This window comes from Coriobacteriia bacterium (genome assembly GCA_018368455.1).
Classification (GTDB): domain Bacteria; phylum Actinomycetota; class Coriobacteriia; order Coriobacteriales; family UMGS124; genus JAGZEG01.
On the sequence record JAGZEG010000013.1, the window covers coordinates 61,395 to 87,022 of the forward strand.

General features: G+C 66.6%; 22 protein-coding genes. 14 read left to right on the forward strand and 8 right to left on the reverse strand.

Annotation, left to right across the window (positions count from 1 at the left end):
- Positions 1–36: 36 nt before the first annotated feature.
- Entirely contained in the window at positions 37–303 is a 267-nt protein-coding gene (locus KHZ24_09245) for a type II toxin-antitoxin system Phd/YefM family antitoxin (protein ID MBS5451375.1), read from the forward strand.
- Complete coding sequence (locus KHZ24_09250; GenBank protein ID MBS5451376.1) at positions 293–598, forward strand: type II toxin-antitoxin system RelE/ParE family toxin; 306 nt, start codon at positions 293–295, stop codon at positions 596–598. Before KHZ24_09245 ends, KHZ24_09250 begins: the two co-directional genes overlap by 11 nt.
- A gap of 536 nt (positions 599–1,134) precedes the next feature.
- Here the strand turns inward: KHZ24_09250 and KHZ24_09255 are convergent.
- Positions 1,135–2,016 carry a 4Fe-4S binding protein gene (locus KHZ24_09255; protein ID MBS5451377.1) on the reverse strand — a complete coding sequence of 294 codons (882 nt, stop codon included), beginning with the start codon at positions 2,014–2,016 and terminating at the stop codon, positions 1,135–1,137.
- 511 nt (positions 2,017–2,527) lie between these two features.
- Here KHZ24_09255 and KHZ24_09260 point away from each other — a divergent pair.
- Complete coding sequence (locus tag KHZ24_09260; protein MBS5451378.1) at positions 2,528–2,731, forward strand: hypothetical protein; 204 nt, start codon at positions 2,528–2,530, stop codon at positions 2,729–2,731.
- Between the two features lie 160 nt (positions 2,732–2,891).
- On the opposite strand, the gene KHZ24_09265 is transcribed toward KHZ24_09260, so the two are convergent.
- Positions 2,892–4,574 carry an amidohydrolase gene (locus KHZ24_09265; GenBank protein ID MBS5451379.1) on the reverse strand — a complete coding sequence of 561 codons (1,683 nt, stop codon included), beginning with the start codon at positions 4,572–4,574 and terminating at the stop codon, positions 2,892–2,894.
- A 283-nt stretch (positions 4,575–4,857) separates the two neighbouring features.
- Here KHZ24_09265 and KHZ24_09270 point away from each other — a divergent pair, with 283 nt between their 5' ends.
- The gene (locus KHZ24_09270; GenBank protein MBS5451380.1) at positions 4,858–5,079 is read left to right on the forward strand and encodes a hypothetical protein; all 222 of its coding nucleotides are present in this window, start codon (positions 4,858–4,860) and stop codon (positions 5,077–5,079) included.
- A gap of 80 nt (positions 5,080–5,159) precedes the next feature.
- On the opposite strand, the gene KHZ24_09275 is transcribed toward KHZ24_09270, so the two are convergent.
- Together KHZ24_09275 and KHZ24_09280 are read right to left on the reverse strand one after the other, a co-directional pair.
- Positions 5,160–7,526, reverse strand: coding sequence for a SpoIIE family protein phosphatase (locus KHZ24_09275; protein ID MBS5451381.1), 2,367 nt, complete (start codon positions 7,524–7,526; stop codon positions 5,160–5,162).
- Between the two features lie 147 nt (positions 7,527–7,673).
- Positions 7,674–8,411, reverse strand: coding sequence for a 4'-phosphopantetheinyl transferase superfamily protein (locus KHZ24_09280; GenBank protein ID MBS5451382.1), 738 nt, complete (start codon positions 8,409–8,411; stop codon positions 7,674–7,676).
- Between the two features lie 225 nt (positions 8,412–8,636).
- On the opposite strand from KHZ24_09280, the gene KHZ24_09285 reads away from it, so the two are divergent.
- Complete coding sequence (locus KHZ24_09285; GenBank protein ID MBS5451383.1) at positions 8,637–9,494, forward strand: hypothetical protein; 858 nt, start codon at positions 8,637–8,639, stop codon at positions 9,492–9,494.
- Positions 9,495–9,829: 335 nt separating this feature from the next.
- Here the strand turns inward: KHZ24_09285 and KHZ24_09290 are convergent, their stop codons facing one another.
- Positions 9,830–10,021 (reverse strand): hypothetical protein, encoded by a 192-nt coding sequence (locus KHZ24_09290; protein MBS5451384.1) that lies wholly within the window; start codon positions 10,019–10,021, stop codon positions 9,830–9,832.
- 589 nt (positions 10,022–10,610) lie between these two features.
- Between KHZ24_09290 and KHZ24_09295 the strand changes: the two genes are divergently transcribed.
- The 9 genes from KHZ24_09295 to KHZ24_09335 all read left to right on the forward strand — a co-directional run bounded on the left by KHZ24_09295 (position 10,611) and on the right by KHZ24_09335 (position 21,584).
- Complete coding sequence (locus KHZ24_09295; GenBank protein MBS5451385.1) at positions 10,611–11,729, forward strand: iron ABC transporter permease; 1,119 nt, start codon at positions 10,611–10,613, stop codon at positions 11,727–11,729.
- Positions 11,730–11,916: 187 nt separating this feature from the next.
- Complete coding sequence (locus KHZ24_09300) at positions 11,917–12,729, forward strand: ABC transporter ATP-binding protein (GenBank protein ID MBS5451386.1); 813 nt, start codon at positions 11,917–11,919, stop codon at positions 12,727–12,729.
- Positions 12,730–12,824: 95 nt separating this feature from the next.
- Positions 12,825–13,949, forward strand: a complete 1,125-nt coding sequence (locus tag KHZ24_09305; protein MBS5451387.1) for an ABC transporter substrate-binding protein — start codon at positions 12,825–12,827, stop codon at positions 13,947–13,949.
- A 103-nt stretch (positions 13,950–14,052) separates the two neighbouring features.
- Positions 14,053–14,868 (forward strand): AAA family ATPase, encoded by an 816-nt coding sequence (locus KHZ24_09310; GenBank protein MBS5451388.1) that lies wholly within the window; start codon positions 14,053–14,055, stop codon positions 14,866–14,868.
- Position 14,869: 1 nt separating this feature from the next.
- Positions 14,870–16,111: a nitrogen fixation protein NifE gene (locus tag KHZ24_09315; protein MBS5451389.1), complete on the forward strand. Its 1,242-nt coding sequence runs from the start codon at positions 14,870–14,872 to the stop codon at positions 16,109–16,111.
- Complete coding sequence (locus KHZ24_09320) at positions 16,111–17,559, forward strand: hypothetical protein (protein ID MBS5451390.1); 1,449 nt, start codon at positions 16,111–16,113, stop codon at positions 17,557–17,559. Before KHZ24_09315 ends, KHZ24_09320 begins: the two co-directional genes overlap by 1 nt.
- Positions 17,560–17,664: 105 nt before the next feature.
- Positions 17,665–18,894 carry a molybdopterin molybdotransferase MoeA gene (locus KHZ24_09325; GenBank protein ID MBS5451391.1) on the forward strand — a complete coding sequence of 410 codons (1,230 nt, stop codon included), beginning with the start codon at positions 17,665–17,667 and terminating at the stop codon, positions 18,892–18,894.
- A 319-nt stretch (positions 18,895–19,213) separates the two neighbouring features.
- Positions 19,214–20,242, forward strand: a complete 1,029-nt coding sequence (locus tag KHZ24_09330) for a radical SAM protein (protein ID MBS5451392.1) — start codon at positions 19,214–19,216, stop codon at positions 20,240–20,242.
- A gap of 721 nt (positions 20,243–20,963) precedes the next feature.
- Complete coding sequence (locus KHZ24_09335) at positions 20,964–21,584, forward strand: hypothetical protein (protein MBS5451393.1); 621 nt, start codon at positions 20,964–20,966, stop codon at positions 21,582–21,584.
- Between the two features lie 175 nt (positions 21,585–21,759).
- Here the strand turns inward: KHZ24_09335 and KHZ24_09340 are convergent, their stop codons facing one another.
- From KHZ24_09340 to KHZ24_09350, 3 genes are all read right to left on the reverse strand, one after another.
- Positions 21,760–23,643 (reverse strand): M56 family metallopeptidase, encoded by a 1,884-nt coding sequence (locus tag KHZ24_09340; GenBank protein MBS5451394.1) that lies wholly within the window; start codon positions 23,641–23,643, stop codon positions 21,760–21,762.
- A gap of 85 nt (positions 23,644–23,728) precedes the next feature.
- Positions 23,729–24,106, reverse strand: coding sequence for a BlaI/MecI/CopY family transcriptional regulator (locus KHZ24_09345; protein ID MBS5451395.1), 378 nt, complete (start codon positions 24,104–24,106; stop codon positions 23,729–23,731).
- 1,179 nt (positions 24,107–25,285) lie between these two features.
- A partial coding sequence (locus KHZ24_09350) for a molybdopterin-dependent oxidoreductase (GenBank protein ID MBS5451396.1) occupies positions 25,286–25,628 on the reverse strand: 343 nt, incomplete at its 5' end.

The window sequence follows — 25,628 nt, forward strand, 5'->3', positions numbered from 1 at the left end:
ATTGGGCCACATAAGCCAGGCGTTGAAGGGGGTCTCATGGCCACTGCGGTTCCGATCCGTGACATGAAGGATACGGCGGCGTTTGCGGCGCTTGTGGAGCGGGAGCGTGACGTGATGGTCACGCGCAACGGTTACGAGGCGTTCCACTGTCTGTCTGCCGAGGAGTGGGCCGCCCAGCGCGACGAGGTGGCAAAGGCTCGCCTGTTGTCGCGCATCATGCTGGCCGAGGACGAGATCTCTCGCGGCGAGTATGACGACTATGGGCAGTTCAGCGCGGCGGTGAGGGCGGAATATGGCCTATAAGCTGGTTATTGCGCGAGAAGCACAAGGGGAGTACCGCGCCATAGTGGGCTACCTCGCCACGACGCTGGGGAGCTCTCAGACCGCGCGACATTTCATGGACGAGTTCGATGCCAAGGTTGGGCTTATCGGGCAGCAGCCGGAGGCATTCGATCTGTGCCATCTCCCCGAGCTTGTTGCGCTGGGATATCGGTCTGTGGCAGTCATGCGATATACGGTTCTTTACAAGATCGCGGGCGACGAGGTCGTCATCGCCCACATCTTCCACCAGTCGCAGGACTACGCACGTCTGGTGTAGGGTTGGCGGTGAGGAGATGCTGCCCCACGCTTTCCGAATGTGAGATGGGCTTATTGGTGGCGCCTGGCGTACTTGCCTGGCCCCGTCTTTCGTTTGTGCTAGGTTTTGCAAAACTGCGCTCTCAAATTGGGCGCGAATTGCGGGGCTGCGAGGTTTGCGGAGGTGGCTCGAGCCCCGCGTTTGTGCCATGCTCGGAAGAATCGCAGGTAGGAGTGTCGTGCGTCAGCGCTTATGTGCGGCGCATGCCCCGAGGCACCGCACAAACCTGGCACAAACGCAATCCGCGCCCAGATTTGGCGCCTGATTTTGCAAAACCTCGCATAACCGTGAGATTTGCCCAGGCTCCCAGGGCTCCGGGGGATCCGGCGCTCCAGAGCCCCGGGCCTCGAGGCGCCAGCGCTAGCCCCCGCGAGGTTGCGAGCTCGACTTTGCGAGCGGGGCGCGCCCTCGCCGCGCGCCTGCTACCAAAAAAGGCCGCCCGCCCGAACTCGCATGCTCGGACGGGCGGCTTTGCGATCTCCAGAGCGCAGCCTCGCTTAGATAACGTACGTCACCGGCTGCTTGACGCGCAGCTTGTTGTCGAGGAACTCGCGCATCGGCGTGTTGTCGAAGTTGCGGCCGTTGAACTCGCAGACGAACGTGCAGCGCTGGCAGCTGATGCAGACGTCCTCGTTGACCTCGAGCGTCTCGGGGTCGATGGCGCCCACGGGGCAGTTTGCCGCGCACAGGCCGCACTTCGTGCATTTGTCGGCGTTGTACTGCTTCTCGGGGACGGAAAGCTCCTTGGGGTCGGGCGTCGGATTGCCCTCGAGCGCCACGGCCTCGACGGCGCCGCCGGCCAGCTTTTCCGTCACCTTGCCGACGAACTCCGCCATGACGGCGCGATCGTCGACGCTCGGGCGGCTGCGGCCGACCTTCTCCGAGAACACGTGCGGCGTGACGATGCCGATGGCGCCCACCGTCACGAATCCCTGCGGCGCGAGGATGCCGTCGACCTGCGCGAAGCAGTCCTCAACGGCGCGGTTGCCGAACGCGGTGACGAGGACGACGGGCGTGTCGCTGCCCTTGAGATTCGTGAACAGGCCCTCGACGCGGGGGATCTGGCCGCCGTACGACGGTGCGGCGACGATGGCGAGGTCGGCGTCGGACAGGTCGACCTCCTCTTGGCGGGCGTCAAGCGTCGTGAGATCGGTGGGCGTGACGTCGGTCGAGAACATCTCTGCCAGGGCGGTCGCCGCGTTTTTGGTGCCCTCGGTCGGGCTGAAGTACACGACGCGCACGTGAAGCGGAGCGGCCTCGTCGGCGCGGGCGGTGGACAGGCCACCCATGCTCGCCACGGCGACGGCGGACGCCAGGCCGGCGCCCGTCATCTTGAGAAAGCCAGCGCGGCTGACGGAGTTTTCCTGCGTGATACTCATACTATTCCCCTTCTCCTACTCCCATGATTTCCCCCCCGATCCCATCGGTGCACACTTCCGCATCGGCGGGATCTTCTCCCACTCTGTATAAGTTTGGAGCGTGCGTCAAGTAATAAGGCTCCTATACAAGGCGTAGCCCCGGCATAGTGAGTTTCTCTTCTTGCCTGCTGACCTGCGGTGTCAAGCCGGGCTTTACTCACGGTTGCCCTGCTCTTTCGAAGCCGAGACGAACACTTGGCCGCGTCCTTGCATAATCCGAGCTGTTTTGGGGCATACTAGAGCGCGAAGCGCTTCCGTGTACGCTTCGAAAGGTCGTCGGGCATGAGGGCCCGGCATAAACGAACAGATTTCGTACGGTTCGGGGCGACGCCCCCCGGCTGCACCCGAGCGCAGGCTCGGCATATCGTGACCCGGGTTTCCACGCCATACCCGGGGACTCTCCCGCTACGACGACACATTTTTACATTCCAGACAGGGGCACGCCGCCCCTAGTACGAAAGGTAGGACAAGCATGAACACCATTGCCGCGCGTAACGCCACATCGTCGCGCTTCGTGAGCTTCGAGGAGGCCGCCGGCCTCGTGGGCTGCGGCGCTGTCGAAATCGCCCGGGCCGTTTCCTGCGGCCGCATCCCGTTCCGCTTCTCGGGTGAGGCCCGCCTCGTCGACGTCGCGGACGTCGAGAACTACTGCCGCGCCTGCGGGCGTGCGGCTTAGGGATGCCCCCTGGAAGAAACGCGCACTAAAGCCGTTTTTGTGCAGCGCCCCCTACCTGTGGAAACGCAAGATAACCGCAGGTAGAGGGCGCTGTTTTTCACTGCACGAAAACGCGACTTGTGCGCGTTTCTTCGCCACGGGGCCGTCCCCGGGGGCCGCTCTACGCGCGCCAGACCGGCCGCCCCTCCTTGTACGTCGTGAGCACGCGGATGCTCCTCAGCCGATCGGGCTCCACGCGTAGCGGGTTGTCCGAGAGCACGATGAAGTCCGCGAGCTTCCCGGGCTCGAGCGTCCCCTTGCGCGACTCCTCGCCGTACTGGTAGGCCGCGTTGGCCGTGATGGCGCGCAGGCCCTCGTACACGCTGATCGACTGCGTGGGCCCCAGGTGCACGCCGACCTTCGTTCGCCGCTCGGCAGCGCACCAGACGGCCTCGAGCAGGTTGGGCCTCAGCACGGGCGTGTCGCAGTGCAGCGTGAGCGGCAGCCAGCAGTCCAACATGTCGGCGCAGGCAGAGATGCGCATGGCGCGCGCCCGTCCCAGGTTGCGCAGATGGGTGTCGCCCCAGTACCAGATGTGCGATGCGAACACCGACGGCACCATGTTAAGCATGCCCATGCGTTCGATCTGGTCGCGCCGGGCTATCTGCGTGTGGATGGCGACGGGCCGCAGCTCGCGCTTGCGCGGGTGGGTCGCGTCGGCCAGGGCTCGGGCGTACACGGCGAGGAAGCGCTCGAGCGCCGCGTCGCCGTTGACGTGGGCGAGTAGCTGGCGCCCCTCGTTGACGGCCGTTCGGGCAAAGGCGAGCGCGTCGGCGTCGCTCATCGTGGGGTAGCCGCGGTAGCCGTCGCCCTCGGGTCCCGGCGTATACGGGCGGCTCAGCCAGGCGGTGCGTCCCTGCGGCGAGCCGTCGAGGAACATCTTGACGCCGCCGAACCGCAGGTGGTTGGCGTATGCGGGCGCGGGCGTCCCAAAGGGGCCGTACCCCGTGCGTCCCGGCACAAGCTGGGCCGTGTCGCACGTGGCGTGCTCGGCGAACATGGCGTCGATGTCCTCGCCGTACATCGGGTAGGCCACGACGTCCATGACGAGCTTCCCTGCTCGCGCCGCCCCGTCGAGCTCGTCGGCCATGTCGGCCGTCGTCGCTCCGTCCTGGCACGTCGTGATGCCCTGCTCCAGGTAGACGTTCTGCATCGGGGCGAGCAGCTTGTCCATGCCCGTGTGCTGGCGCTCCTGCACGATGGCGAGCACGGGCCACATGGCGGCCGGCTCCTCGCAGTATCCCGACAGCGTGCCGTCTGCTTCGCGCCCGTACCGGCCGCCGGTGGGGTCGGCCGTGCTCGCCGAAAGCCCCGCCAGCTCGAGCAGCTTCGTGTTAGCGACGCACTGGTGGCTCGACGCGTGGATGATGGCGACGGGGACGTCGGCAGACACCTCGTCGAGCAGGTGGCGGTCGGGGTGGCGCCGTTCTGCCAGGTCATTGTGGTCGTAGTTCGTGCCGAGAATGATGTCGCCGGCACCCGCTCGGCTTCGCTTGGCAAACGCGCGCAGCCGCGCGGCGATCTCGGGGAAGCTCGTTGCCCCGGAGAGGTCGGCGGACGTGAAGTACTGGCTGACGCCCGTGAAGTGCGAGTGGGCGTCGATGAAGCCGGGCAGCACGCACAGCCCGTCGAGGCTGACCTCCTCGGCGTGGGCGGCGCCCCCGAACTCGCTCGCCTGCGCGCGGGCCTCCTTGAGCGGCCCTGTGTACGCGATCGTGCCGCCGTCGGTGACGAGCATCGCCTCGAACGAGGCCTCCTGCCCCGTCATGGGAACAAAGTCGGCGTGGGTGAAAATGGTCGGCATGGCGCAGCTCCTCCCGTTGGGGCGGCGTCTCCAGGCGGGGCTTTCGCGTGCGAGTGCGCCGCGTTCCTAGTGCTCTTGTTCCCTGCGGAGCCCATCTCATGCCGTTGGCGGCATATGGCTTGCCATGAGCGGTAGTCGGAAAGCGTTTGTTCACTAAATCAAAGCGTTCGTTCCGTCTATCGTGCATCGCCTTGTGCCTGAAAGAGGGCCTCGCGTATTCTGGGAGCCAGGGAAGTCAACGACGGCTTCTCGGAGGGGTCGCGCTATATGAAGGAGGCTCGCCATGTCGAACGCTACGAAGGACCCGAAGGACACGAAGCTCGAGAACGCCGGATGCTGCTGTGAGTGCGGCTCCAACGCCGCGGAGCTCACCGATGAGCAGATGGCCGAGGCTGACGGTGGCGCCATGATCTACGATGACGGCCCGACATTCATCTCCGAGGACGCCCCGGCGTCGTTCCTCTCGGTCGACAGGAACGCGGACTCTGCCGAGAAGTTCATCTAGAAGCTTAAAGGCGCCATACGAGACGCGCGCGGAGGGGCTTGCCTGCATGATGCGGGTGGGCCCCTCCTTCGTTGCGGGGCCTATTCCGCGATGCGCTTGATGAGGTGCAGAACATTGCGCCCGCCGATGCGCTCGTAGCTGAGGCCGTCTGTGCGCTTGCGCACGAGCAGGATGCCCAGGCCGCCCACCTTGTTGTCGGCGCCCAGCTCGGCGTCGACCTTGCGGGACTCGTAGGCGAGTGGGTCGTAGGGCACGCCGGCGTCGCTGATCGTGATGTGGAGCACGCCGGCATTGCGGTCCGCCGCCGCCTCGACGTGGACGGACTGGCGGGGCTGTCCCTCGGGAAAGCCGTAGTGCGCCACGTTGACGAACAGCTCCTCGAGCACGAGCTTGAGGTCGAACACGACGCGTTTCCCGCAACCGGCCTCGGCGCAGACGCTGTCGATGAAGCCGAACAGGTCGTCGAGCGCGCGGTCGTCGGGCGGCAGCGAGATGCTGCGCACGGGCAGGTTCCACGAGAACGCGAGCATCGTGATGTCGTCGGCCTGCGCGGCGCCGCCCACGAAGCGCGCGACACTGCTGCTCACGTGTGCGATGGCCCCGGCGGCGTCGAGCGCGTCCGCCTCGCGCAGGGCATCCTCGAGAGCGCCCTGGCCGAACAGCCGGCTCTCCGCGTCCATGGCCTCGGTGACGCCGTCGGTGTAGAGGAACAGGCCGTCGCCGGGCGCCAGGTCGATGGACGCCTCGCGGTAGATGACACCGTCGAGCACGCCGAGCACGAGGCCGGGCCGCGGGCCTCCCCCTGAGCCCGAGGCGCTGGCACGTTCCGGGGAGCCGGCCCCCTCGAGCCACCCGCGCTGTTGACCGTGGCGCAGCCATGGCGGGTTATGCCCGGCGTTTGCGTAGCGCACGCGGCCGGTCTGCGTGTCGAGCGTGCAGGCGAATGCTGTCACGAACATCAGGGCGTCGTTGTGCTCGCACAGCGTCTGGTTGGCGAGCGTTAGGGCCTCGCCGACGTCGCCGCGGAATATCATCTGCTCGCGGATCTCCGTGATGGCGCGCATCATGAACAGGGCGGCGGGCACGCCCTTGCCCGAAACGTCGGCGATGATGAAGCCCACGCGGTGCTCGCCGGCATCAAAGACGTCGTAGAAGTCGCCGCCCACCTCGCGCGCAGGCTGCAGCGTCGCGGCTATGTCGAGGTGGTAGCGCTCGATGAATGACGTGAAGTCGTGCGGCACGGTGCTGGCCTGGATGTCGGAGGCGATCTCAAGCTCGGCGGACGTGCGCTCGCGCTCCGCCATGACGCGACCGAGCTCGTCGACATAGCCCACGAGGTCGCGGCGCATGGTGTTCGTGCTCTCGATGAGCTCGAGGATTTCGTTGCGCGGGCGCAGCGCGGGTCCGTGCGTGGGGACGTCGGCAACGCGTGCGAGTTCGTCGGCGCCGCATGTGGATGTCCCGCTGCTCTGGTGCGCCGCGAGCTGGGCGACGAACGTGCGCGAGGCGGACGTCAGCGTCTCGATGGGTCGCGCGAAGTGCGTCTCGATGACGCGGGCGAGCACGAGGGCGGGCACGAACACGCAGGCCGTGAAGTAGAACGCGTACGTGTAGATGCCCGCGATGAGGTCGGGGGCCTCCTGGCCTGCGACAAAGACGGCGTTCGGGTTGGAGAGGTACGGGTCGGGGCTCGCGAGGTACGTCCCGTAGACGGCGACGATGAACACGACGATGATGGCGAGCGCCGCCAGCACGACACCGGTGACGACGCGCTGCGTGAGGTTCATGTGCGCGCGGTGCGTGTAGGGCGCGCGGACGAATGGTGGGGCCAGGGGCACGAGGGGCGAGCGCTCGAGCGCCACGAGCAGGGGGATGCCCAGGTAGATGAGGAACAGCACGTTGTTATAGATGCGGATCTCGTCGATGTGGGCCTCGGAGACGTTGTCGACGGCCACGGGCAGGAGCAGCAGCGTCACGAGCACGGACGCTGCGAGCATGAGCGCGAGGTAGAGTGCTGTCTTCCCGGCGGTGTCCAGGCGCGGGTACGGGTGCTCCCCGCGGCGGAACACGAGGTACCACCCCAGATAGGGCACGCTGTAGTAGACGAGCTGGATGAGAAAGTACAGCGAGAGGCGCACGGGGTCGCTCTCCGTGGCCATGTCGGCGACCAGGTTACCGACGGCGCAGCCCACGATGGCTGGCCAGCCGAAGAACAGGCCGAGCACGGGGCCGAGCGCCGAGGCGGGGCGCACCTGCGTCTGTTCGTTGAGCGCGGGGATGCCGAGGAAGAAGCTGAGGACACCGTAGTAGAGCAGGCCACAGGCGATGCCGATGAGAAGGCGGTAGGCGAGGCGATGCCGCTCGGCGAAAGTCTGCACGCGCGCGGCGAGGCTGCCGGCCGCTGTGGGGGCGGGCGCGTGAGCGCGGGGTGATGACGAGGCGGCCATGGGCTCTCCGTTCGTGGTGGGACCGGCGCGTGCGTGAATGTGCCGCTTTGGCTTCAGTCTACCGCACGAGGGAGGGCGTCTGCGGGGCCGGTGAGACAGGCGTGCGAATTCGGGCGCGCTGCGCGGCCGGGGGGGACTGTCCGGGCGCTACTGCCGCGCGAGAAGCTCGCCGGGGGAGATGCGGACGAGGCGGAAGCTCGAGCCCGGGTGCGCGGGGGCCGTGCTCCTTAAAGGCGAACCGTCTCTCCAGAGGCTTAGCGAGAGAAAACCCGTGTTTGGACTCGCGTCCGGGCCGTCGAGGGCCAGCGTTGTCGTGGCGACGTCCCGCTCGTGCCGGGAAAGCAGGTCTGGCAGGGGCTCGGCAAGCCCGCGCCCCGTGAGCTTTATGACGCTTTCCTTGCGGGTCCACAGCGCGCAGAACGCTTGGGCGAAAGCGGTTGAGCCGAGGGAACCGGCGTCTCCGAGTACAGCGATCTCCTCGGGGGAACACGTGCGCCGAACGAAGCCGTCCGACAGACGTCGGGTGACGCCAGCGACCTCTTGCACGTCGAGCCCCACGTCGGCAGAAGCAAGCGCGCAGGCCACGAGCTGCCCGCTGTGGCTCAGGCTGAATTGGGGGAGGGGGGCTGCGTTTCCGACCGCCTGCGCAAAGTACGGTTTCCCGCGCTCCCCGTAGGCGAGCGGGGGGACGTCAGGGAGCCCGTATTCGGCGCGCAGCCCGTGGGCGAGCAGCAGCCACGCGGCCACGATGCGCGCCCGGTCCCCCGCGTGCACGCAGCGCTCCGCCCGCTCCCGACGCTCGGGAGGCAGCGTCGGGAGCGCCCGCTCGACGGTCTCGCTGCCCAAGGCGTCAAGATCATCGAGGAGGTAGACGGTGGGGGACATGCGGACTCCTTGCGAATGGGATGAAAGTGCGCTGGCTCGATGGCGATCTCTGCTTTGTCAGGTATCCATCTGGTTGGGATGATCATAGCGGTTGGTGTTTGCGCGGTGTCGGGACATGGCATGGCGCGCCAGCTTTTTACTGGGCATGTCCCGCTTTCCCGCCGAAGCGTACAATGCGGAAGCGATCCTGTGGGGTATGGGGTCGACTAGATGCGGAGGCACGTGATGCCCGACCGAAGGGCTCAAGGCGAGGAACCTGATACGTCGGCTGCGCGGGCCGTTGCGGATGACGACGCCCGCGCGGATCTCCGTGCTCGCATTGCTGAGCTGCGGGAACGCGCCATCGATGCTCTCTTCGCATACGACGACATCGAGCTCCAGCAGAATCCCGAGATCGAGGCCGAGTACGCGCTCAGGGTGGGCCGCTATCGCGATGCGCGTCTGCGCAGCGAGCTCGCTATGCTCAAGGCGCGTCGCAAGTTGCATCTTGCTCGCAGCGCCCGCGCCGAGGGGCTGGCGCTCGGGGTCGATACTCTTGCTCTGGTGGTTGCCGACGAGTTCGCATCCGTTACCCGCCAGGCGGACGCACGCCTTGCTCGCTACATGGCGCTTATCGACATGCGTCGGCAGGCCGAACCCGCATCTCCAGAAGAGGCTGTCGAGTGCGCGTCGCTCTATCGGCGCTTCGTGGCGTGGCTCCACCCCGATTTGTCGCTCCGGTGCGACGAGCGCGACTCCCGTCTGCTTGCCGCTGCTCGTTCAGCCTATGCGGAGGGCGACCTCGAATGCTTGCGAGCCCTTGCAATGCACCTGCCCGATGGCCTGCCGAGCGTGCTGCCCGATCCCGCCGCCTCTGCCGATGAGCTGGCGGCCCTGTGTAACATGCTCGACGCTCTCGTTGGCGTGTTGGAGGGGCGGGTTGCCGATCTCAAGCGAAGCTATCCCTATCGATACCGCGACGCCCTAGCCGATCCGAACTGGGTGGCAGGCTATATCTACGCTGGAAACGCCTGGATAGAGTGCTGTGACGAGCTGACGATGCGCTATCGCCGCGAGCTCCGCGCCGTCCTGGCCGACAGCTAGTGGCTCTTTATCGAGAGGCTTAACTGCACGTGCTGCCGTATAAGGATCGCTCGCAGTGCGGTATACTAAAGCCAGCAGGCACCCGTGGGGCGTACACGGGCGACGCCGTTGTTGGTTTAGGGCCGCAGTCTGCCGGGGCTAGCGGCCCTCCTCGTTTTGGGGATCGGCTATATCCCCATCCCTCGGTTCTGATTCTTCTACAAAAGGGGACGATCTCGTCCTGGATGCTCGCACGGATGCGTCCCATGAGGTATACTATGAATCGACGGGCACCCGTGGGTGGTGCACGGGCGACGCCGTTCTGTTTGGTTTAGGGCCGCAACCTTTCGCAGAGGTTAGCGGCCCTCCTCGTTTTGGGGACGGACTGTTGCGTCTTCCTCGCGAGGTTCAACCTCTTGGGCGCCATCCTGGAACTTCTTGCGTTCCTCCTCAATTCCCGAGTACACCCATATCGCCATCGCTCCGATAAAGGCAAAGATCGTGCAGATGTCGGCCAGTAAACCAATCATCTCTCGGAAAAGAATCACGGGTCACCACCTCCTCTCTCGAGTTGGCGGCGTCGCCCGTCGGATGCCCGTCTTAGTGTGCTCGTGTACCCACGCCGCATCCGTGATACCGGTTAGCCGTGTGCGTTTCTGAGGCTGTCGGTGAGATTCCACGTGGGGTGCGTGCCTGAGCCCGTTTTCCGCCGCTGCTTTTGTCGTGAACGTTCCTCTGGATGGGCAGAAACTCGAGTCGTGCACGATGCGAGCTGGTTGCTCGGAAATAGCAAGGCTTCTGTCCGGCCGCGCTACCTGCGGGTTTGCCGTGTGGGCGTATCCAAGCCCGCGAGAATTGCCCTGCGGGCCATACACGACTCGCTTATCTGCCCAGCTCGGGCCCCTTCCGTGGCGGGGGACGCGTGCGGCGGCCATTTCGCCGAGTTGTGAGCGCGCGATTGCCGCCGCTGGCATCCCAAAAGCCCCCCAGGATGCCCATCGCTAGCTGTGCAACACCGAGACAAGTGCCGCTGTAACCACACGTTGGATTACCTATTGCAAATGGCATATCGATTGCTACTATTTATCCTACTGTGCATGTCGTATGCCTGTGAAAGGTACCAAAGGGGGAACTTGCATGGGGGAGGAATCCCAGGGGAGTCAGTCGTCCGGCACGGTCTCCCCTGTGCTGACGGGCGAGGCGCTTGCTGCGGGCGAGTCCACGAAGTCAGCGCGTCGCCAGCACGGCGCTCGCCTGCCGTTCACGATCGTCATGATCGCGCTCATCGCCATCCTCGTGTTCGTCTATCTGGCATCGTTCATGATCGGCAGCGCCAACATCTCGCTCGGCGAGGTGTGGGACATCCTGCGCTCGCACATCATGCCGGTCGAGCAGTACTGGGAAGACGTGCTCGACAAGATCATGACGACGGTGCGCTTCCCCCAGATCACGCTCTCCGTGCTCATCGGCGGCGCCCTTGCCGTCTCGGGCGCCTCGTACCAGACGGTCTTCAAGAACCCGATGGTCTCGTCGGACATCCTGGGCGTCTCTGCAGGTGCCGGCTTCGGCGCTGCTCTGGCGATGCTCAACGGCGGCAACTGGTGGGAGATCCAGATCTCGGCGTTCGTCTGCGGTGTCGCGGCCGTCACGATTGCCTACGTCATCGGCGCGATATTCGGTAAGCAGAACCTCACGATTCTCGTGCTCGCAGGCGTCGTCGTGTCGAGCTTCTTCCAGGCGCTCATCTCCATCATCAAGACGGTGGCCGACACGGAGTCCGTGCTGCCCTCCATCACGTTCTGGCTCATGGGCAGCCTCAACAAGGGTGACAACACCGACCTGCTCGTCATGTTGCCGGCGACGATCGCCTCGCTTGTTCTCCTGTTCATCTTCCGCAACAAGATTGACGTCCTGGCTGCTGGCGAGGACGAGGCTCGCGCCATGGGCGTCAACGTCGTGCTCGTCAAGGGCGTCGTCATCGTGGCCTCGACGCTCATGACGGCGTGCGCCGTGTCGGTGGCCGGCATCATCGGCTGGATCGGCATGGTCGTGCCTCACATCGCCCGCACGGTCACGGGCGCCAGCTACTCGAAGCTCATCGCGGGGTCGTTCGTCATCGGCGGCCTGTTCCTCGTGCTCATCGACGACCTCGTGCGCTCCGCCTTCTCCGACCTGCCCATCGGCGTCCTCACGGCTCTCATCGGCACGCCTCTCTTTGTGTTCCTGCTGATCAAAACCAAAAGGGAGTGGCTGTGATGGGGCGGACCACGGTGCGGCATCTGCGGCGTTGTTGGCGCCCTTGCGTACTCAGTGCGCGGCGGTTGCCGACGCCTTGCATCTGCTGCGCCGTGGCCGCCCCAGGCGACGGGGCGGCTGCCTCGGTGCGCCGCTGCTCGCTCCGCCTTCGTCCTAAAGTTCTCGTTGCCGGTAAGGAGGGCCTGCTATGACGGCTCCGCTCGTTGAGATTCGCGACGTGCGGTTTGCGTACCGCACGGGGCCCGAGATCCTCAAGGGGATCTCGCTGAGCGTCGAGCCGGGCGAGATCGTGTGCCTGCTGGGCTCTAACGGTACCGGCAAGACGACGTTGCTGCGCGCGCTTCTCGGCTTCACGCAGCCCAAGGGCGGCGAGATCCTCGTCGAGGGTCGCTCGCTGGCGCAGATGAAGCCGCGCGAGCGCGCTCACGCCATGGCGTACGTGCCACAGTCCTCGGCGCTGGCCTTCCCGTACCTCGCCAAAGAGGTCGTGCTCATGGGCCGCGTGTCGCACCTCGGCACGGGGGCGTCGCACTCGCGCAAGGACTGGGACATCGTTGCCGAGTCCCTGACGCGCCTGCAGATTGCCCACCTCGCCGAGCGTCGCTACCAGGAGCTCTCCGGCGGCGAAAAGCAGATGGTGCTCGTGGCGCGAGCCCTGGCCCAGCAGGCCAAGCTGCTCGTCATGGACGAGCCGACGGCCAACCTCGACTACCACAACCAGGTCAAGATCCTGACGGCCATCAAGTTCCTCGCCGACCAGGGCCTCGCCATCCTCATGACGTCGCACTACCCCGATCACGCCTTCCTCGCCTGCTCGAAGGTTGCGCTCATGAAGGGTGGCCTTGTCGTGGCGCAGGGTGATCCCGACAGGGTCGTGACGAGCGAGAGCCTCACGAGCTTGTACAACACGCCGGTGCGGGTCACGCAGGCCGACATCGGCGGGGGCGTCATGGTCAAGACGTGCATCCCGCTGCTCGACGAGGGCCTGTTCGAGCGATGAGGACGCCGGGCGCCCGCGGGCGCTCCGCACTGAGATAGGTACCACCGCGCTTCGCATCCCGCGGGCGCGCATCGATATAAGGGGGACGTTGTAACATGGAACGCATGAACCAGAACCTGAGCCGCCGCTCGTTCGTCGCCGGCGCCGCCGCCGTCGCCGGCCTGGCTGCTGCCGGCTTTGCGGGCGCCCAGGCGTTCGCTGCCGACAAGGCCGCCTCGAGCGCTGCCGACGCCAAGGCTGCCTCCGCCTCCGTTGACGTCAAGACCTCCGCGGACGGCAAGTCCATCACGGTCGTCGACATGGCCGGCCGCGAGGTCACCATCCCCAACGAGGTCAAGAGCGTCGCGACGTTCGGCTCCGTGGGCGTGCTCAACGCCTTCGTCGAGTGCATGGGCAAGGGCGACCTCATCGTGAACCAGATGCCTCAGAACTTCACGAAGAACGATCGCTGGGCCATGCAGTACAAGTTCGCCCCGCAGATCGCCGACGGCCCCGTGCTCGAGACGGCCGATGGCGTCGACCTCGAGGCCACGATGCAGCTCAACCCCGACCTGTGCATCACGATGACGGAGGACACGGCCCAGCAGCTCTCCGAGAAGGGCATCCCCTGCATCGTTTTGGCCTGGGCCGACGTCGAGGACGTCAAGGTCGCCGTCACGCTGATGGGCGAAGTGCTCGACGCTCAGGATCGCGCCGCCGAGTACAACGAGTACTTCGACAAGATGGTCGCCAAGGCCGCCGAGCGCACGGGCAAGCTCACCGACGACGAGCGCGTCAAGGCTATCTACGGCGACGTCGAGAGCCTCACGAACCCGCACGTCATCTCCGAGTGGTGGATCGAGACGGCCGGCGGCATTTCGGTGACGAAGGAGGCCCACACGAAGAACTCGCTGGAGTACACCCGCGAGGACCTGCTGCTGTGGGCCCCGCAGGTCATCTTCTCGAGCAACACCGACCTCGACGCCATCCGCAACGACGCAAACATCGCCGACCTGCCCGCCATCGTCGAGGACCGCATCTACGCGGTGCCGACCGTCGCGCACGTGTGGGGCAACCGCACGGTCGAGCAGCCGCTGACGGTCATGTGGGCCATGAACCGCATGTATCCCGACCTGTATGCCGACGACGAGCTCAAGCAGGACATCCACGACTTCTATAGCGAGTTCTTCAAGTACGACATGAGCGATGAGGAGATCGACGGCATCATCAATTACCAGTAAGCGCTATTGAGCGTGTTCCGGTAGGTTGCAAGGCCTCGCTTTCCGGGTATCCTGAACCGGGAAGCGAGGCCTGCTTCGGCTTTGGGGGAAGGCGAGGGGAACGATGTATCGGCTGGCTATCTACGGCAAGGGCGGCATCGGCAAGTCAACGACGACGTGCAACATCGCGGCGGCGCTCGCCTCGCGCGGGCACACGGTCATGCAGATCGGGTGCGACCCCAAGGCCGACTCCACGAAGCTGCACATGGGCGGGGAGACGGTGCGCACCGTGCTCGACTGCATGCGCGCGGGGGGCCAGCTGACGCTCGAGGACGTCGTGCATCGGGCCCCCGATGGCGTGCTGTGCGTCGAGGCGGGCGGGCCGGTGCCGGGCATGGGCTGCGCGGGTCGTGGCATCGTCGCGGCGTTCGACACGCTCAAGAAGCTGCGGGCTTTCGAGACGTACGAGCCGGACGTTGTGCTCTACGACGTGCTGGGCGACGTCGTGTGCGGTGGCTTTGCGATGCCGATGCGCGGCGAGTACGCCGACGCCGTCATGATCGTGACGTCGGGCGAGATGATGAGCCTCTACGCCGCGTCCAACATCATGCGTGCCATCGAGAACTTCCAGAAGCGCGGCTACGCCCACCTCGCCGGCCTCATCGCCAACATGCGCAACGTGCCGGACGAGGCCGCGAAGATCGCGCAGTTCTGCGAGGAGGAGGGCGCGCGCGTCGTGGCAACCGTGCCGCGCTCGCCGCTCATCCAGCAGGCCGAAGACGCCGGGTCGACTGTCGTGAGCGCGCTGCCCGATAGCGAGCTGGCCGAGGTGTATCGCGGGATCGCCGCAGCGATTGAGCACGATGCTGAGGCGCTGGCGGCGAGCGGTGCCGCGGGCACGTCTCGGGCGGCCGGCGCTGTGATGACGGGGGCGCTCTAGCATGGCGCAGCTCGCGTACCAGATTCCCAGCGGGGGCCGTCGACGCGCCATCCTGCGTATCCCCGAGAGCCACGATCTCCACCTGTGCCCGAACTCGTGCGGCCGTCGCCAGGGCATTCGCGCCCTCAAGAACGGCGAGGCCGACCACGCGTCGTTCCTGAGCTTCTCGCAGGCCGACGTAGCACTGGGCGACTACGTGCGCCAGATCGATGACGCCGTGGACGCGGTGCTCGCGCGCGTGAGCCCGAGGCCTCGCGTGCTGAGGCTGCATGTCAACTGCATCGATGACTTCCTGGGCACGGACACCGACGCCCTGCTTGCGGGCCTCGCGCAGCGCCACCCCGACGTGACGTTCCTGCTTGCGCGCCTCAACCCCATAGCGGAGGACGTGCGCGGTGGCGAGTCGCCGGCGCAGGCCGTGCAGTCCGGGCTCTATGCGCCGCTCGTGCCCGTTGCGCCGCAGGATCACGACGCGGGTATCAACGTCGTGGGAACGTTCGCGCGCCTGCCGCAGGGCAGCGAGGTCTACGACGTGCTGGCAGCTCTGGGCACGCGGGCTGATGAGGTGCGCGACCTGCTGAGCTGTCCGACATTCGCCGACTACCAGCTCATGGCGCGCAGCCGGCTAACGCTGAGCGTGGGTCATCTGGGCGACACGGCTGCCGCTGACATGGAGGGGCGCCTCGGCATCCCCTGGATGGCCTGGCCCGCCTGCTACGACCTCGACGAGATCTCCCGGCGCTATGGGCGGCTCGCGGATCTGCTGGGTGCGGGGGCTTCCGACGTCGCCGAGCAGGTGACGGGCCTACTGGCCGAGGCGCGGGCGAAGGCCGAGGCCGCGCTTTCCAGGGCGCGCGAGGTGCTGGGCGACATGCCGCTGTACGTGGACACGTCCGCTTCGCTCATGCCGTTCTCGCTGGCGTGCACACTGCTGGAATGCGGCTTCAACGTGCGAGCCGTGTTCGCGCTGCACTCCAAAGGTTGGGACGACGACGCCCGCCACGTGCTCGAGGCGGCCCACCCCGACGTGCTCGTGATCACGAGCCAGGGTATCGAGGCCATCCAGGGCTTCGACCTGCCGCGCGAGGCCGTGAGCGTCGGACGAGACGCCGCGTTCCTCGTGCGGGCGAATCACGTGGCCGATCTGTATCACGACGAGGGCCACTTCGGCTTTGACGGCGTTGCTCGCCTGGCCGACCTGCTCGCCGAGAGTCTGTCGTCCACGAAGGAATGGGGTGCGTGATGGCGCGGCTCTCTCTGTACCTGCCGCCGCTGGCCGGCGACTACTCCGGCGTCTGCTCGACGCTGTTCGGCCTGGACTGCCTCGTCGTCATCGTGGACGCCAACTGCTGCACGCGCAACTACGTCGAGTACGACGAGCCGCGCTGGGCCCGGCGGCGCAAGACGGCATTCTCGGCCCAGCTGCGCACGCTTGAGGCCGTCATGGGCGACGACGAGCGCATCGTCTCCCAGGCGTGTGAGGCTGCCGAGGAGCTGACGCCGGCATGCGTGGCCATCATCGGCTCGCCGGTGCCGGCCATCATGGGCATGGACCTGGCGGGTATGGCGTGCGAGGTCGAGGCGCGTACGGGCATTCCGAGCCTCGGCTTGCCGACGACCGGCTTTGAGACGTACGAGCAGGGTGTCTCTTTGGCGCTCGATGCGCTCGTGGCGCGGTTCTGCGTGGGTGACTCGGCGCCGAGTGCCGACGGCAGGGCGGATGCCTCGGAAGGGGGCTCTTCGCGCCTGCGGGTGAACGTGCTGGGCTTGTCGCCGCACGACTTCGCGGACGAGGCTGACATGCGCTGCGTGCGGGCGTGGCTCGCTGAGGCCGGCGTCGACGCGGCGTTTTGCCCCGATGCCGCCTACGCGCTTGACGACGTCGCCCAGGCCTCTGCGGCCGACGCGAGCCTCGTCGTGGCGTGGTCGGGCCTGCCTGCGGCGCGGCGCCTGCGAGAAGAGCACGGCGTTCCGTTTGTGGTGGGCCGGCCCCTCTGCGCCGAGGACGCCGCCGTGCTGGCGCGCAAGCTGCGCGCGGCGGCCGGGGGCGCGCCCGACGAGGCGGGAGATGCCTCCGCGATCGGGGATGACCCGTGCTCTGTGGGGGATGTCCCACTGTCGGGCGCGGCAGTGGTTGGGGGCGCATCCGGCCAGGGGACTTCCTCCGGGGTTGCTCCGTGCTCGGCGGAGGGCGACGTGCTGTCAGGCGCCGCTGCACTTGATGCCGCTCTGGCGGGTGCGTCGTCGGCCCTCGGGGCACTGCTCGGTGAGCTTCCGGCCGTTCCTGTGGTTCCGGAGCCGCCCGATGATCCTGCCCCGCTGCTCATCATAGGCGAGCAGGTGTGGGCGAACGCCGTGCGCGGCCACGCTCGGCAGATGCTCGTGGCCTCGCAGGATGAGCGCCCCATCGTCGTCGCCTCGCTGTTCGCGATGGACGATGCGCTCATGGAGTCGGGCGATCTGCGCCTGCCAGACGAGGCTGCGCTTCAGGACCTCGCGCGGGAGAACCCGGGCCTCGTCTGGATCGGCGACCCGCTGCTCGCGCGCATTCCGGAGCTGGGAGAGGCGCCGCACCTCGCCGTGCCGCATGAGGCGCTTTCGAGCACGTTGTACGAGCGTGACCGCGTGGCGCTCTCAGGCGAGAGCATGCTGCACGCACTGGAAGGGTTCATCGCCGAGTTGCGGGGCTGAGCAGCGTACACCGCGTGCCTTGGCATCTCGGCTGGAGACATAGGGGAGCGGGCCTTCTGCACGGATGGCCCGCGTGGAACGTCAAAGAAGAAATGGGGGAGCACGATGAAGTTCGAGTACGACGAGGCTCTGGAGCGTGCCGACGCGCTCAAGAAGCTGTGCGAGGCGTGGGCGCCTGAGCCCGAGACGGAGGTCGTTTCGCTGGCTGAGGCTCAGGGCCGCTACGCCGCGACTGACCTGCGCGCCCTCGTGACGCTACCCGTCAAGCGGAGCGCCCGTATGGACGGGTATGCCATCCACAGCGAGACGTTTGCCAACGGCGAACCCGACGCGAGCGACTGGAAGGAGGGCGTCGACTACGTGCGCGCGGACACGGGCGACGACTTCCCCGACGAGTATGACGCGGTCATCAGCGTCGAGAGCGTCGAGTTCAACGACCACGGCGGCTTCTCCATCGTCCGCCACGACATGGACGTCAAGCCGGGCGAGGGCGTCTCTCAGCGCGGCTCGCTCGTGACGGAGGGCCAGCTTGTCGTCAAGGCCAACACGCGCCTGACGGCCGAGCTCGTGGCCGCGCTGGCTGTCGCGGGCTACGCCCAGGTCAGCGTCATCAAGCCGATCACGGTTGCCTACCTGCCCACCGGTGACGAGCTCGTGCCATGGGGCAGCTACCCGGCGCGCGGCCAGAACATCGAAGCCAACAGCCTGCTCGTCAGCGGCATGCTGCGCGAGTGGGGCGCCCGCTGCATTTGCTACCCCATCGTCGTCGACGACGAGAAGAATCTCGAGGCGGCCCTTGACCGCGCGCTCGAGGCGGCCGACCTCGTGCTCATCAACGGTGGCTCCTCGCGCGGCGGCGCCGACTACAACGCAACGATGCTGCAGCGTCGCGCCAGCTACTTCGTCCACGGTGTGCGCGCGGTGCCCGGCCGCCCCGTCGGCATGTCGATGATCGACGGCACGCCGGTCGTCAACGTCCCTGGCCCGGTCAACGCCGCCTGGCTGTGCATGGACTGGCTCGTGCGCGGCCTCGTTGCCTGCTGGTTCGGTGCCCCCGTCGTCGCGCGTCCCACGGTGAAGGCGCGCCTCGCCGAGGACTTCGCCAAGCCGGCCAAGATGGAGCGCATCGCCCGCATGGGCCTGACGCCCGACCCTGAGCACCCCGGCGAGCTGTTGTGCGCGCCGCTGCCCCGCTCCATGGGCACGCCGGAGACGATCACGAAGAGCGATGCCCTGCTGACGCTGCCGATTGGCGTGGACAAGGTCGAGGCCGGCACGGAGGTCGAGGTCGAGCTGCTGCGCCCGATGGAGCTCATCCGCGCTGACTGGGCGTAAGGCGGGCGGGACATCCCGACGCCTCAGATGGGATTGCGGGCCCGCCGGGCGGTCGTCGAGAGGCGGCGCGACCGGCGGGCCTTTTGCTGCGGGCACCAGAGGGCGCCTGCGCGCTATAGACGCTGCCTGGGGAACGGCCGGGGCCGCGCGTATGGGCACGTCGGGGCCGGCTCGGTGTGCCCCTGCACCATGGGATTCGGGAAATGACACCGTCGAGCCGGCCGGCTGAGGTGCGCTTGCTGTGCTCGGCATGTCGGTTCGATCGAGTGCTTTTGAGGCAGGACGCCAGGCGAGGCGCTCCTGGGAGGGGGAGATTGCCGTGGAGGAGAAACAGGCAACCGAGATTCCGTCCGAGCTGAGCGGACTTCTCGTGGAGCTAGACACTCGGCCGGCGACACGCGAGGAAGCGCGCCGGCTGCTCGAGCTGACGCTGGGCGACCCGGAGCGGGAGCCCGAGGCGTGGGTGGGAGCGAGCGGCGTTGCGGCGCATCCCGCGGCGCTCGATGCCCTATGTGCTGCGGCGACGCGTGTGCGCAACCGCGAGATGGCGGGGCGCGACGAGGTGGAGGCGGGGCTCAACTCCGTCATCCCGTGCTACCTGCGGCCGCTGTGTCGTTACTGCCCGTACTGGCGACAGCCCGGCTCGCGTCCCATGCCTATCGATGAGCTGCTCGGCTACGTGCGCTACCTGCACGACGAGACGGATGTTCGCCAGTTCCATCTCAGCGGTGGCTCAAAGCGCGGTGGCGGGGACTGCGGCATCGTGGGCATCGTCGAGGCTATTCGCGCGGCGGGATACGACGACATGGACGTCGTGGTGAACTGCGGTGCCTCCATGTCCGACGCCGATCTCGCCCGTCTGGCAGAGCTGCGGGTCAAGCGCGTGTTCTCCGTGTTCGAGACGACAAATCCCGATGTGTTTCGCGCGACGAAGCCCGGCGACGACCTCGACGAGAAGCTCGACTTCGCACGGCGCATAGCGGCGGCGGGCATCGGCGTGGGCACGGGCATGATGGCCGGCCTCGGACCGGTTGCGTCCAAGTATGACGACTACGTGCGTACGCTGTTCGACATCGCCGCGCTGCCGAAGCTCGAAGCGATGTACATCTCGAAGTTCCGCCACGCGCCAAACATTGCGATGAACGACCATCCCGAGTGCCCGCTTGACGAGGCCCGGGCGCTCGTTGCTGTGGCGCGCCTTGTGCTGTGCGACGTCCATATCCGCGCGGCTGCTGGCTGGCGTCCCTCCGAGCGCGAGGCGGCGCGGGACGCTGGCGTTGGCTCGCTGACGGCGGGCCTGATGTTCCCGCGTCCCAAGCCGGGGGAGAAGGGCTGCTGGGGAGATTAACCTGCGGGGGCGGCGCCAGCATGTAGGTGCTGCCCCGGTGTCTTTCGCGGCGCGCAGAGGCACTGCGGCGCACCCTTTGTGGGGCGCCTCGCTGCGTGCCGGCGTGCCCAGAAATCCCACGATGCGAGATCTGAGCCCTGCCGCCGCACTGGAACGCCCGCCTCCAGACCCAGATTGCTTGTTGGGACGCGCTTCGAAGACGTCCCGTCGCTCAGAGCAGAGGGAAACGGCGCCCGTGTGGTCAAAAGGCGATAGCTTTGCGAGTCAAGGGACCCCAGACGATCCGTAGGCTTGCCCCACGGCCCATCGCGACCTGCGGTTTTCTTAGCGCAGGTTCGCGATGGGGCTGCGCAGGGGCCGCATCGGGGGCTCCCTGCCTCGCAAAGCGCGGTAGTTTTGGCCAGGGAGATGGTGTTTCCTCCTGCTCTGGGAAGGACGGGCCCTGCGGGGTTGTCTTGCATGCGAAAGAGGCTGCCCCTTGAGGTGCAGCCCTTCGGGGCCACTTGTCCTGGCGGGTTGAAGTTGCGCCGTCGCCGGGGATTTGGGGCCCGCTTCTCCGCCGGACTCGGTGAAGTGCGGGGGCAGGATTGCCAGCAGGTGGGGCGCTGCTGGTGCGGGGGCTATTCTTGGGTCCCAACTCCAAGGGGGATCCGCGGGTGTATAGTGGCGGTAATCCTACGACCGTGCGGGCGTACTGCCCGAAGGGGAGGGGTGAGCCGCCGTGATTGGACGCCGATCCGCCGCTGCAGCCGTCGTTGCCTGCCTGCTCTCGCTTGGCGTGGCCCAGCTCGGGTGCGCGCCCCAGGGGGCGCCCGACACGCGCGCCGACGCCGCCCCGGCCCCGTCCCGGGACCTCGGCGGGGCCGCCTCCTCCAAGGGCGTCCCGCCCTCCGCCCGGGCCGACCTGGCCCCCTCCTCGGCCGTGGACTCCCGCTCGTCCTCGGCAGACGCCGGCCCCGTCGAGGAGTTCCGCACGCCGTACTACGTGCTCGATATCCCGGAGTCCGAGGTGGGGCCGGGCTACACAGTCGAGTACGACGAGTCCGTCCTGGACTTCGAGGAGTGCGGGAAGGGCGGGCGCCGGACCTACGTGTACACCTCGTCCTCCGGCGACGAGCCCTACGTCACCATCCTCATGTGCACGGAGGGCTGGATCGGCCTGCAGAGGGATCAGGGAGTGGCGACCGACTCCGTCGCCTTCGAGGTGACGGACGAGGACGGGACGACGTGGCGGGTCATGGCCGTCGGAGGCCCGTACGGCGACTACGGCCCGATGACCCTGGAGGAGTCCCTCGAGTTCACGAGGCTCTGGGCGTCCCGCGTGCACCCGGTGGCGTCCTGACCTGCTCGGCGCTGCTTCCCGTGGCGTCAGCCAATCGCTGGCACTCGTGGCAGGCTGTGCGGGCTCGTCACTGGATAGCGGAGCATATGCCTTCGCACGGCTCAGGATGACCTCTTCCGGCTCGACGCGCCCCTCCCCGGGCGTCCCTGCGCCCAAGGCGGGGCCGCAACGTCCCCTATCCCTCGGCGCTCGCCCAGCTTGCGAATTGTTCGGGTCCCGCGCCGTCGGAGCTGGGGGTGTGGCTGACTGCCATCATGACCGTGGTACCTGAGGGAGTCGTCCCGACAGGGGCTGCTCCTTTTTCCCTCGCGCTGTCGACCTGATCCGCAGACACCTGGAACAGCGCAAGCTCGGTGTCCTCAAACTGCACGAGCAGCTCATCGACGTGTCCGGGCGCCTCGGCGGACCCCAGGTAGAAGCTTGCCATCCCCTTTTCGACAACATCGGACGGGACGAGAACCGAGTATCCCTGCGCGTGGATCCTCACGCCGCCCTGATCGCTTTCGGCCCAGGCGATATACGCGTCGCGGGACGCCTGGCCTGGGGCGATGCCATAGACCTGCGAAAGCGAGCCGGTCGACGTCAGGTACGGTAGCTCGGTAGCTGGGGCGTCTGCCGCATCCTGGGCCACCGCGACGATGACGCGCGATGGCCCGTCGGTGAGGGGGTCATCCTCCCGGGTGCTCGCCATGATGTCGTAGTCCGGGACAAAGTCTTCCATGGGCATCCTGGGCAGGGCCTCGTCCGCCATGCAAAACGCCATCGCGATAACGGATCCGCTTGCTTGCTCGCGAATCGCGAGCGTTCCGACGGCGCCATCCGGAGAGACCGAGCCGCCGTCCTCGAGATACTCCCACGTTATGCCCCTGGCCGTGAAGGCGTCGGGCAGCGCGAGGGTGTAATGGGGCGTCACGAGATGGGTAGTCCCTTCGCCGACAAGCTCTGAAACGAGCTCGGAACTGCCGCGCATCGTGTCGGCTGGCCTGACCGTGGTCGAGCCAACCCATCCGTCACCCGTGTCGCTGTCGCTTGATAGCGCGCGATCGTCACTCTCGGAGACCGCGGGGATAGCCTCCTGTTCTGCTGACGCGCCGCCGCCGGAACCCTCAGGCTCAGCGGCTCTTGTTGTCGTTGCTCCCCAGACAGTAAGGCACAAAATGAGGACGGCCGATACGGCCGGTGCCCAGACGGCGCGTGTCCCACCTTTCATAATGGCATGCACCCTTTCGGTCAAAGAATCGGAGGTAAATGAGGTGACGAATCCTGCGCCTGCGTGGGAGTGCGACGCGGCGTCGAGAAGCGCCAGAGCGTACGTGCGGCGTGTGGCCATGTTCATCCGACGCGTGACGAGCTCGTCGCACGAGAGCTCGATGTCTCGCGAACAGAAGGTGCGCAGGAGCCAGGCGACGGGGTCGAACCAGTAGAGACATGCGATTGCGTTAAGCGTGATCTTCAGGAGGGGGTCAAACCTCCTCGCGTGCATCAGCTCGTGGGCGAGAACAAGGTCGGAGGACTCGTCCTGCCAGCCGAAGCCGGCCGGCACCACGATGATGGGCCTGATGATTCCGTAGGTGAACGGTGTCTTGGTCTTATCGCTCTCCCGGAGGCAGAGGTGTCGTACGCCCCTGTTCGCCTCGAGCCAGCGCATGGCCGTCGCCGACTTGACGACGCATGAGCCCCTGCGCACCCTGGCGAGCGACCAGGCGTATAGCGCGATCCAGGTGCTCGCGAGTACCGTGGAGCCGGCGGCCCAAACGGTGCGGGCGACGGTAGTGACGTCCGTCCGCGTGGCGTCGAATATGTCGCCCGGCGCAGCCAGGGCCGATGGCGTCTCCCCTGTAGGGGCGGGTGTCGGAATTGGCTCGCTGGAAGTCGAAGAGGTCGCGTCCGTCTCCTGTATCTCCGTGGTTTGCGGCATCACCTGCGAGCCACCGGCCCAGACCGGCAGGGCAAACGAGACAAGGAAACGTGCGATCACCAAAAGCCAGAGGATATAGAACGTCATGCGCGAAAGGTGTCGGCCAACGGTGGCACGCATGATGAGAACGACCAGCACCATGGCTGACCCTTGCAGACACATCGCGAGCAGTGACACGGCCTCTCCAATCTGTGTTGATTGGTGAGGAGGTGGGCTCTATCGGGGCTTAGCCGTCGAATCGGGTGCCGTATGCATCGAGCGCCTTGCGGGCTTTCTCCAGGGCTTCCACGGAGACCTTTTTGCGGTCAACAAGTGCGGCAAACAGGTTGTCGAGCGACCCTTCGAAAAGCTTGTCGGCGAGTCTGCTGGTCTGCTCGTCCTGGATTTGGTCGCGGCTGACTTTCGCGCGGCAGATAAACCCGGGATCGACGCGTTCGAGTGCGCCTTTCTTGATGCAACGATAGATGAGCGTGTACGTGGCGCTTCGGCTCGCGCCCGTTGTGCTCTCGAATGCCTTGCAGACGTCGATTGCTGCGGCTTCACCACCTGCATCCCACACCGCAGTCATGACCTCTAGCTCCGCGTCGGAAAGCTCCACACCCATGGCTCCCACCTCATCGTTTCGCTGGCGTCCAGCTTGTATTGCGCGCGTTCCCGGGCGCCGGCGACTGTTTTGTGATTACTACGCTACTACGCGCCTACGTTTAGTCGACGCTGTAGCCTACAGGAAGATTGACGGTTTTCATTATTACGCCTCCCACTTCGGACTCGTTTTCATTCTTGCGATTGCCCTTGGCCGAGGACGGCCTCATGGTAGCATCTATACTTACAGACGTAAATATCTACATGTATAAATACTTGGTGAGGGTTATTGTGGATAGGACGGAATGACCTGTCTTGTGTGTTGGTGCTGCCGGGCTCAGGGCGACGTGCTGTACGAAGCGTAGAGGGCCTGCGGTCCGGCACGTGCTCGCTGGCTCGGTGCGGCCAAATCCTGCGGTTGTGCGAGGTTTTGCAAAATCGGGCGTCGGATCTGGGCGCGGATTGCGGTTGTGCTGGGTTTGCGCGGTATTTGGAGCCCGTGTTTTGGGCAGCGTGTTTCTTGTGACGCTTCTACCTGCGATTTTTTGAAATGGAGCTCAGCGTGAGGCTGGGGCTGTTCCTGCAAACCTCGCAGGTTCGCAATTCGGGGCCAATTTTGAGGCAGGGTTTTGCAAAACCTGGCACAAACGAAAAATCGTGCCAGGCCTATGGGCGTGCAGGAGCATCGTTGCGCGCGATATTCCAGGCAATTGGTCTGCTATGGCGTTGCGCTACCCTTTTGTTGCTGTGCGCGGCTCGAATGTGTCGGACGAATCCGATTTGGTGGGGTGTCTCCGGGCCCGACTGAGTGCGATGGACGCGGGCGATGAGAGTCCCATGCTACGCCGAATGTTTGGAGTAGGGGCGCGTCTGCCGACCAGAGCAGGAGGAAACGGCAGCCGCGTGGCCAAAAGGGGGCAGCTTTGCGAGCCGGCGGGGCCCGGAGGGCCCGCAAGGCGGTGCCCTGGTCTGCCGCGACCTGCGGCTTTCCCGGGCGCGGGCCCGCGGTGGGGCGGAGCGGGGACCTCTTGCCTCGCAAAGCGGGGCAGTTCTGGCCAGGGGAGGGGCGCTTCGTCCTGCTCTGGACGGTGGCGCTCCCGGTCTCGCGCCTCCGCGCGCGAGAAGGGGGCCGCGCGCAAAAGGGGGCCGCGCCCCGCGCCGGCGGGACGCGGCCCCCGGGGGCTCGCTTCGCTCCTGCGGCCTACCGCGCCGAGGTCACGCCGGCGTTGGGGGAGTTGGGGAACTCGGCGCCCTCGACCGGGTCGGCCGGGGCCTCGTCGCGGGCCTCGACGCGCACCTCGCAGATGTCGCGCACGAAGTAGTTGGCCGGGGCCCCGGCCAGCCACAGCTGGTTGTTGCCGCCCACCGAGGCCGACAGGTCCTCGCCGTTGATCTCGTAGGAGATGACGCCGTGGTGGGCCACCACCCAGGACAGGGGCAGCGCCACCTCGCAGCCGTCGGAGGAGACGAACGTCAGGGCGTTGACGCCCGACAGGGCGCCGGCGCGGTCCAGCAGGTGGCTCACCGGGATGCCCTTGACGTCG

What these genes read in the sequence shown, in the direction of transcription:
- KHZ24_09255 (MBS5451377.1), bottom strand. Translation starts at nt 2,016, where the DNA reads ATGAGTATCACGCAGGAAAACTCCGTCAGCCGCGCTGGCTTTCTCAAG.
- KHZ24_09310 (MBS5451388.1), top strand. Translation starts at nt 14,053, where the DNA reads ATGTATCGGCTGGCTATCTACGGCAAGGGCGGCATCGGCAAGTCAACG.
- KHZ24_09325 (MBS5451391.1), top strand. Translation starts at nt 17,665, where the DNA reads ATGAAGTTCGAGTACGACGAGGCTCTGGAGCGTGCCGACGCGCTCAAG.
- KHZ24_09250 (MBS5451376.1), top strand. Translation starts at nt 293, where the DNA reads ATGGCCTATAAGCTGGTTATTGCGCGAGAAGCACAAGGGGAGTACCGC.
- KHZ24_09265 (MBS5451379.1), bottom strand. Translation starts at nt 4,574, where the DNA reads ATGCCGACCATTTTCACCCACGCCGACTTTGTTCCCATGACGGGGCAG.
- KHZ24_09295 (MBS5451385.1), top strand. Translation starts at nt 10,611, where the DNA reads ATGGGGGAGGAATCCCAGGGGAGTCAGTCGTCCGGCACGGTCTCCCCT.
- KHZ24_09245 (MBS5451375.1), top strand. Translation starts at nt 37, where the DNA reads ATGGCCACTGCGGTTCCGATCCGTGACATGAAGGATACGGCGGCGTTT.
- KHZ24_09315 (MBS5451389.1), top strand. Translation starts at nt 14,870, where the DNA reads ATGGCGCAGCTCGCGTACCAGATTCCCAGCGGGGGCCGTCGACGCGCC.
- KHZ24_09260 (MBS5451378.1), top strand. Translation starts at nt 2,528, where the DNA reads ATGAACACCATTGCCGCGCGTAACGCCACATCGTCGCGCTTCGTGAGC.
- KHZ24_09280 (MBS5451382.1), bottom strand. Translation starts at nt 8,411, where the DNA reads ATGTCCCCCACCGTCTACCTCCTCGATGATCTTGACGCCTTGGGCAGC.
- KHZ24_09340 (MBS5451394.1), bottom strand. Translation starts at nt 23,643, where the DNA reads ATGGTGCTGGTCGTTCTCATCATGCGTGCCACCGTTGGCCGACACCTT.
- KHZ24_09300 (MBS5451386.1), top strand. Translation starts at nt 11,917, where the DNA reads ATGACGGCTCCGCTCGTTGAGATTCGCGACGTGCGGTTTGCGTACCGC.
- KHZ24_09345 (MBS5451395.1), bottom strand. Translation starts at nt 24,106, where the DNA reads ATGGGTGTGGAGCTTTCCGACGCGGAGCTAGAGGTCATGACTGCGGTG.
- KHZ24_09305 (MBS5451387.1), top strand. Translation starts at nt 12,825, where the DNA reads ATGGAACGCATGAACCAGAACCTGAGCCGCCGCTCGTTCGTCGCCGGC.
- KHZ24_09270 (MBS5451380.1), top strand. Translation starts at nt 4,858, where the DNA reads ATGTCGAACGCTACGAAGGACCCGAAGGACACGAAGCTCGAGAACGCC.
- KHZ24_09275 (MBS5451381.1), bottom strand. Translation starts at nt 7,526, where the DNA reads ATGGCCGCCTCGTCATCACCCCGCGCTCACGCGCCCGCCCCCACAGCG.
- KHZ24_09285 (MBS5451383.1), top strand. Translation starts at nt 8,637, where the DNA reads ATGCCCGACCGAAGGGCTCAAGGCGAGGAACCTGATACGTCGGCTGCG.
- KHZ24_09320 (MBS5451390.1), top strand. Translation starts at nt 16,111, where the DNA reads ATGGCGCGGCTCTCTCTGTACCTGCCGCCGCTGGCCGGCGACTACTCC.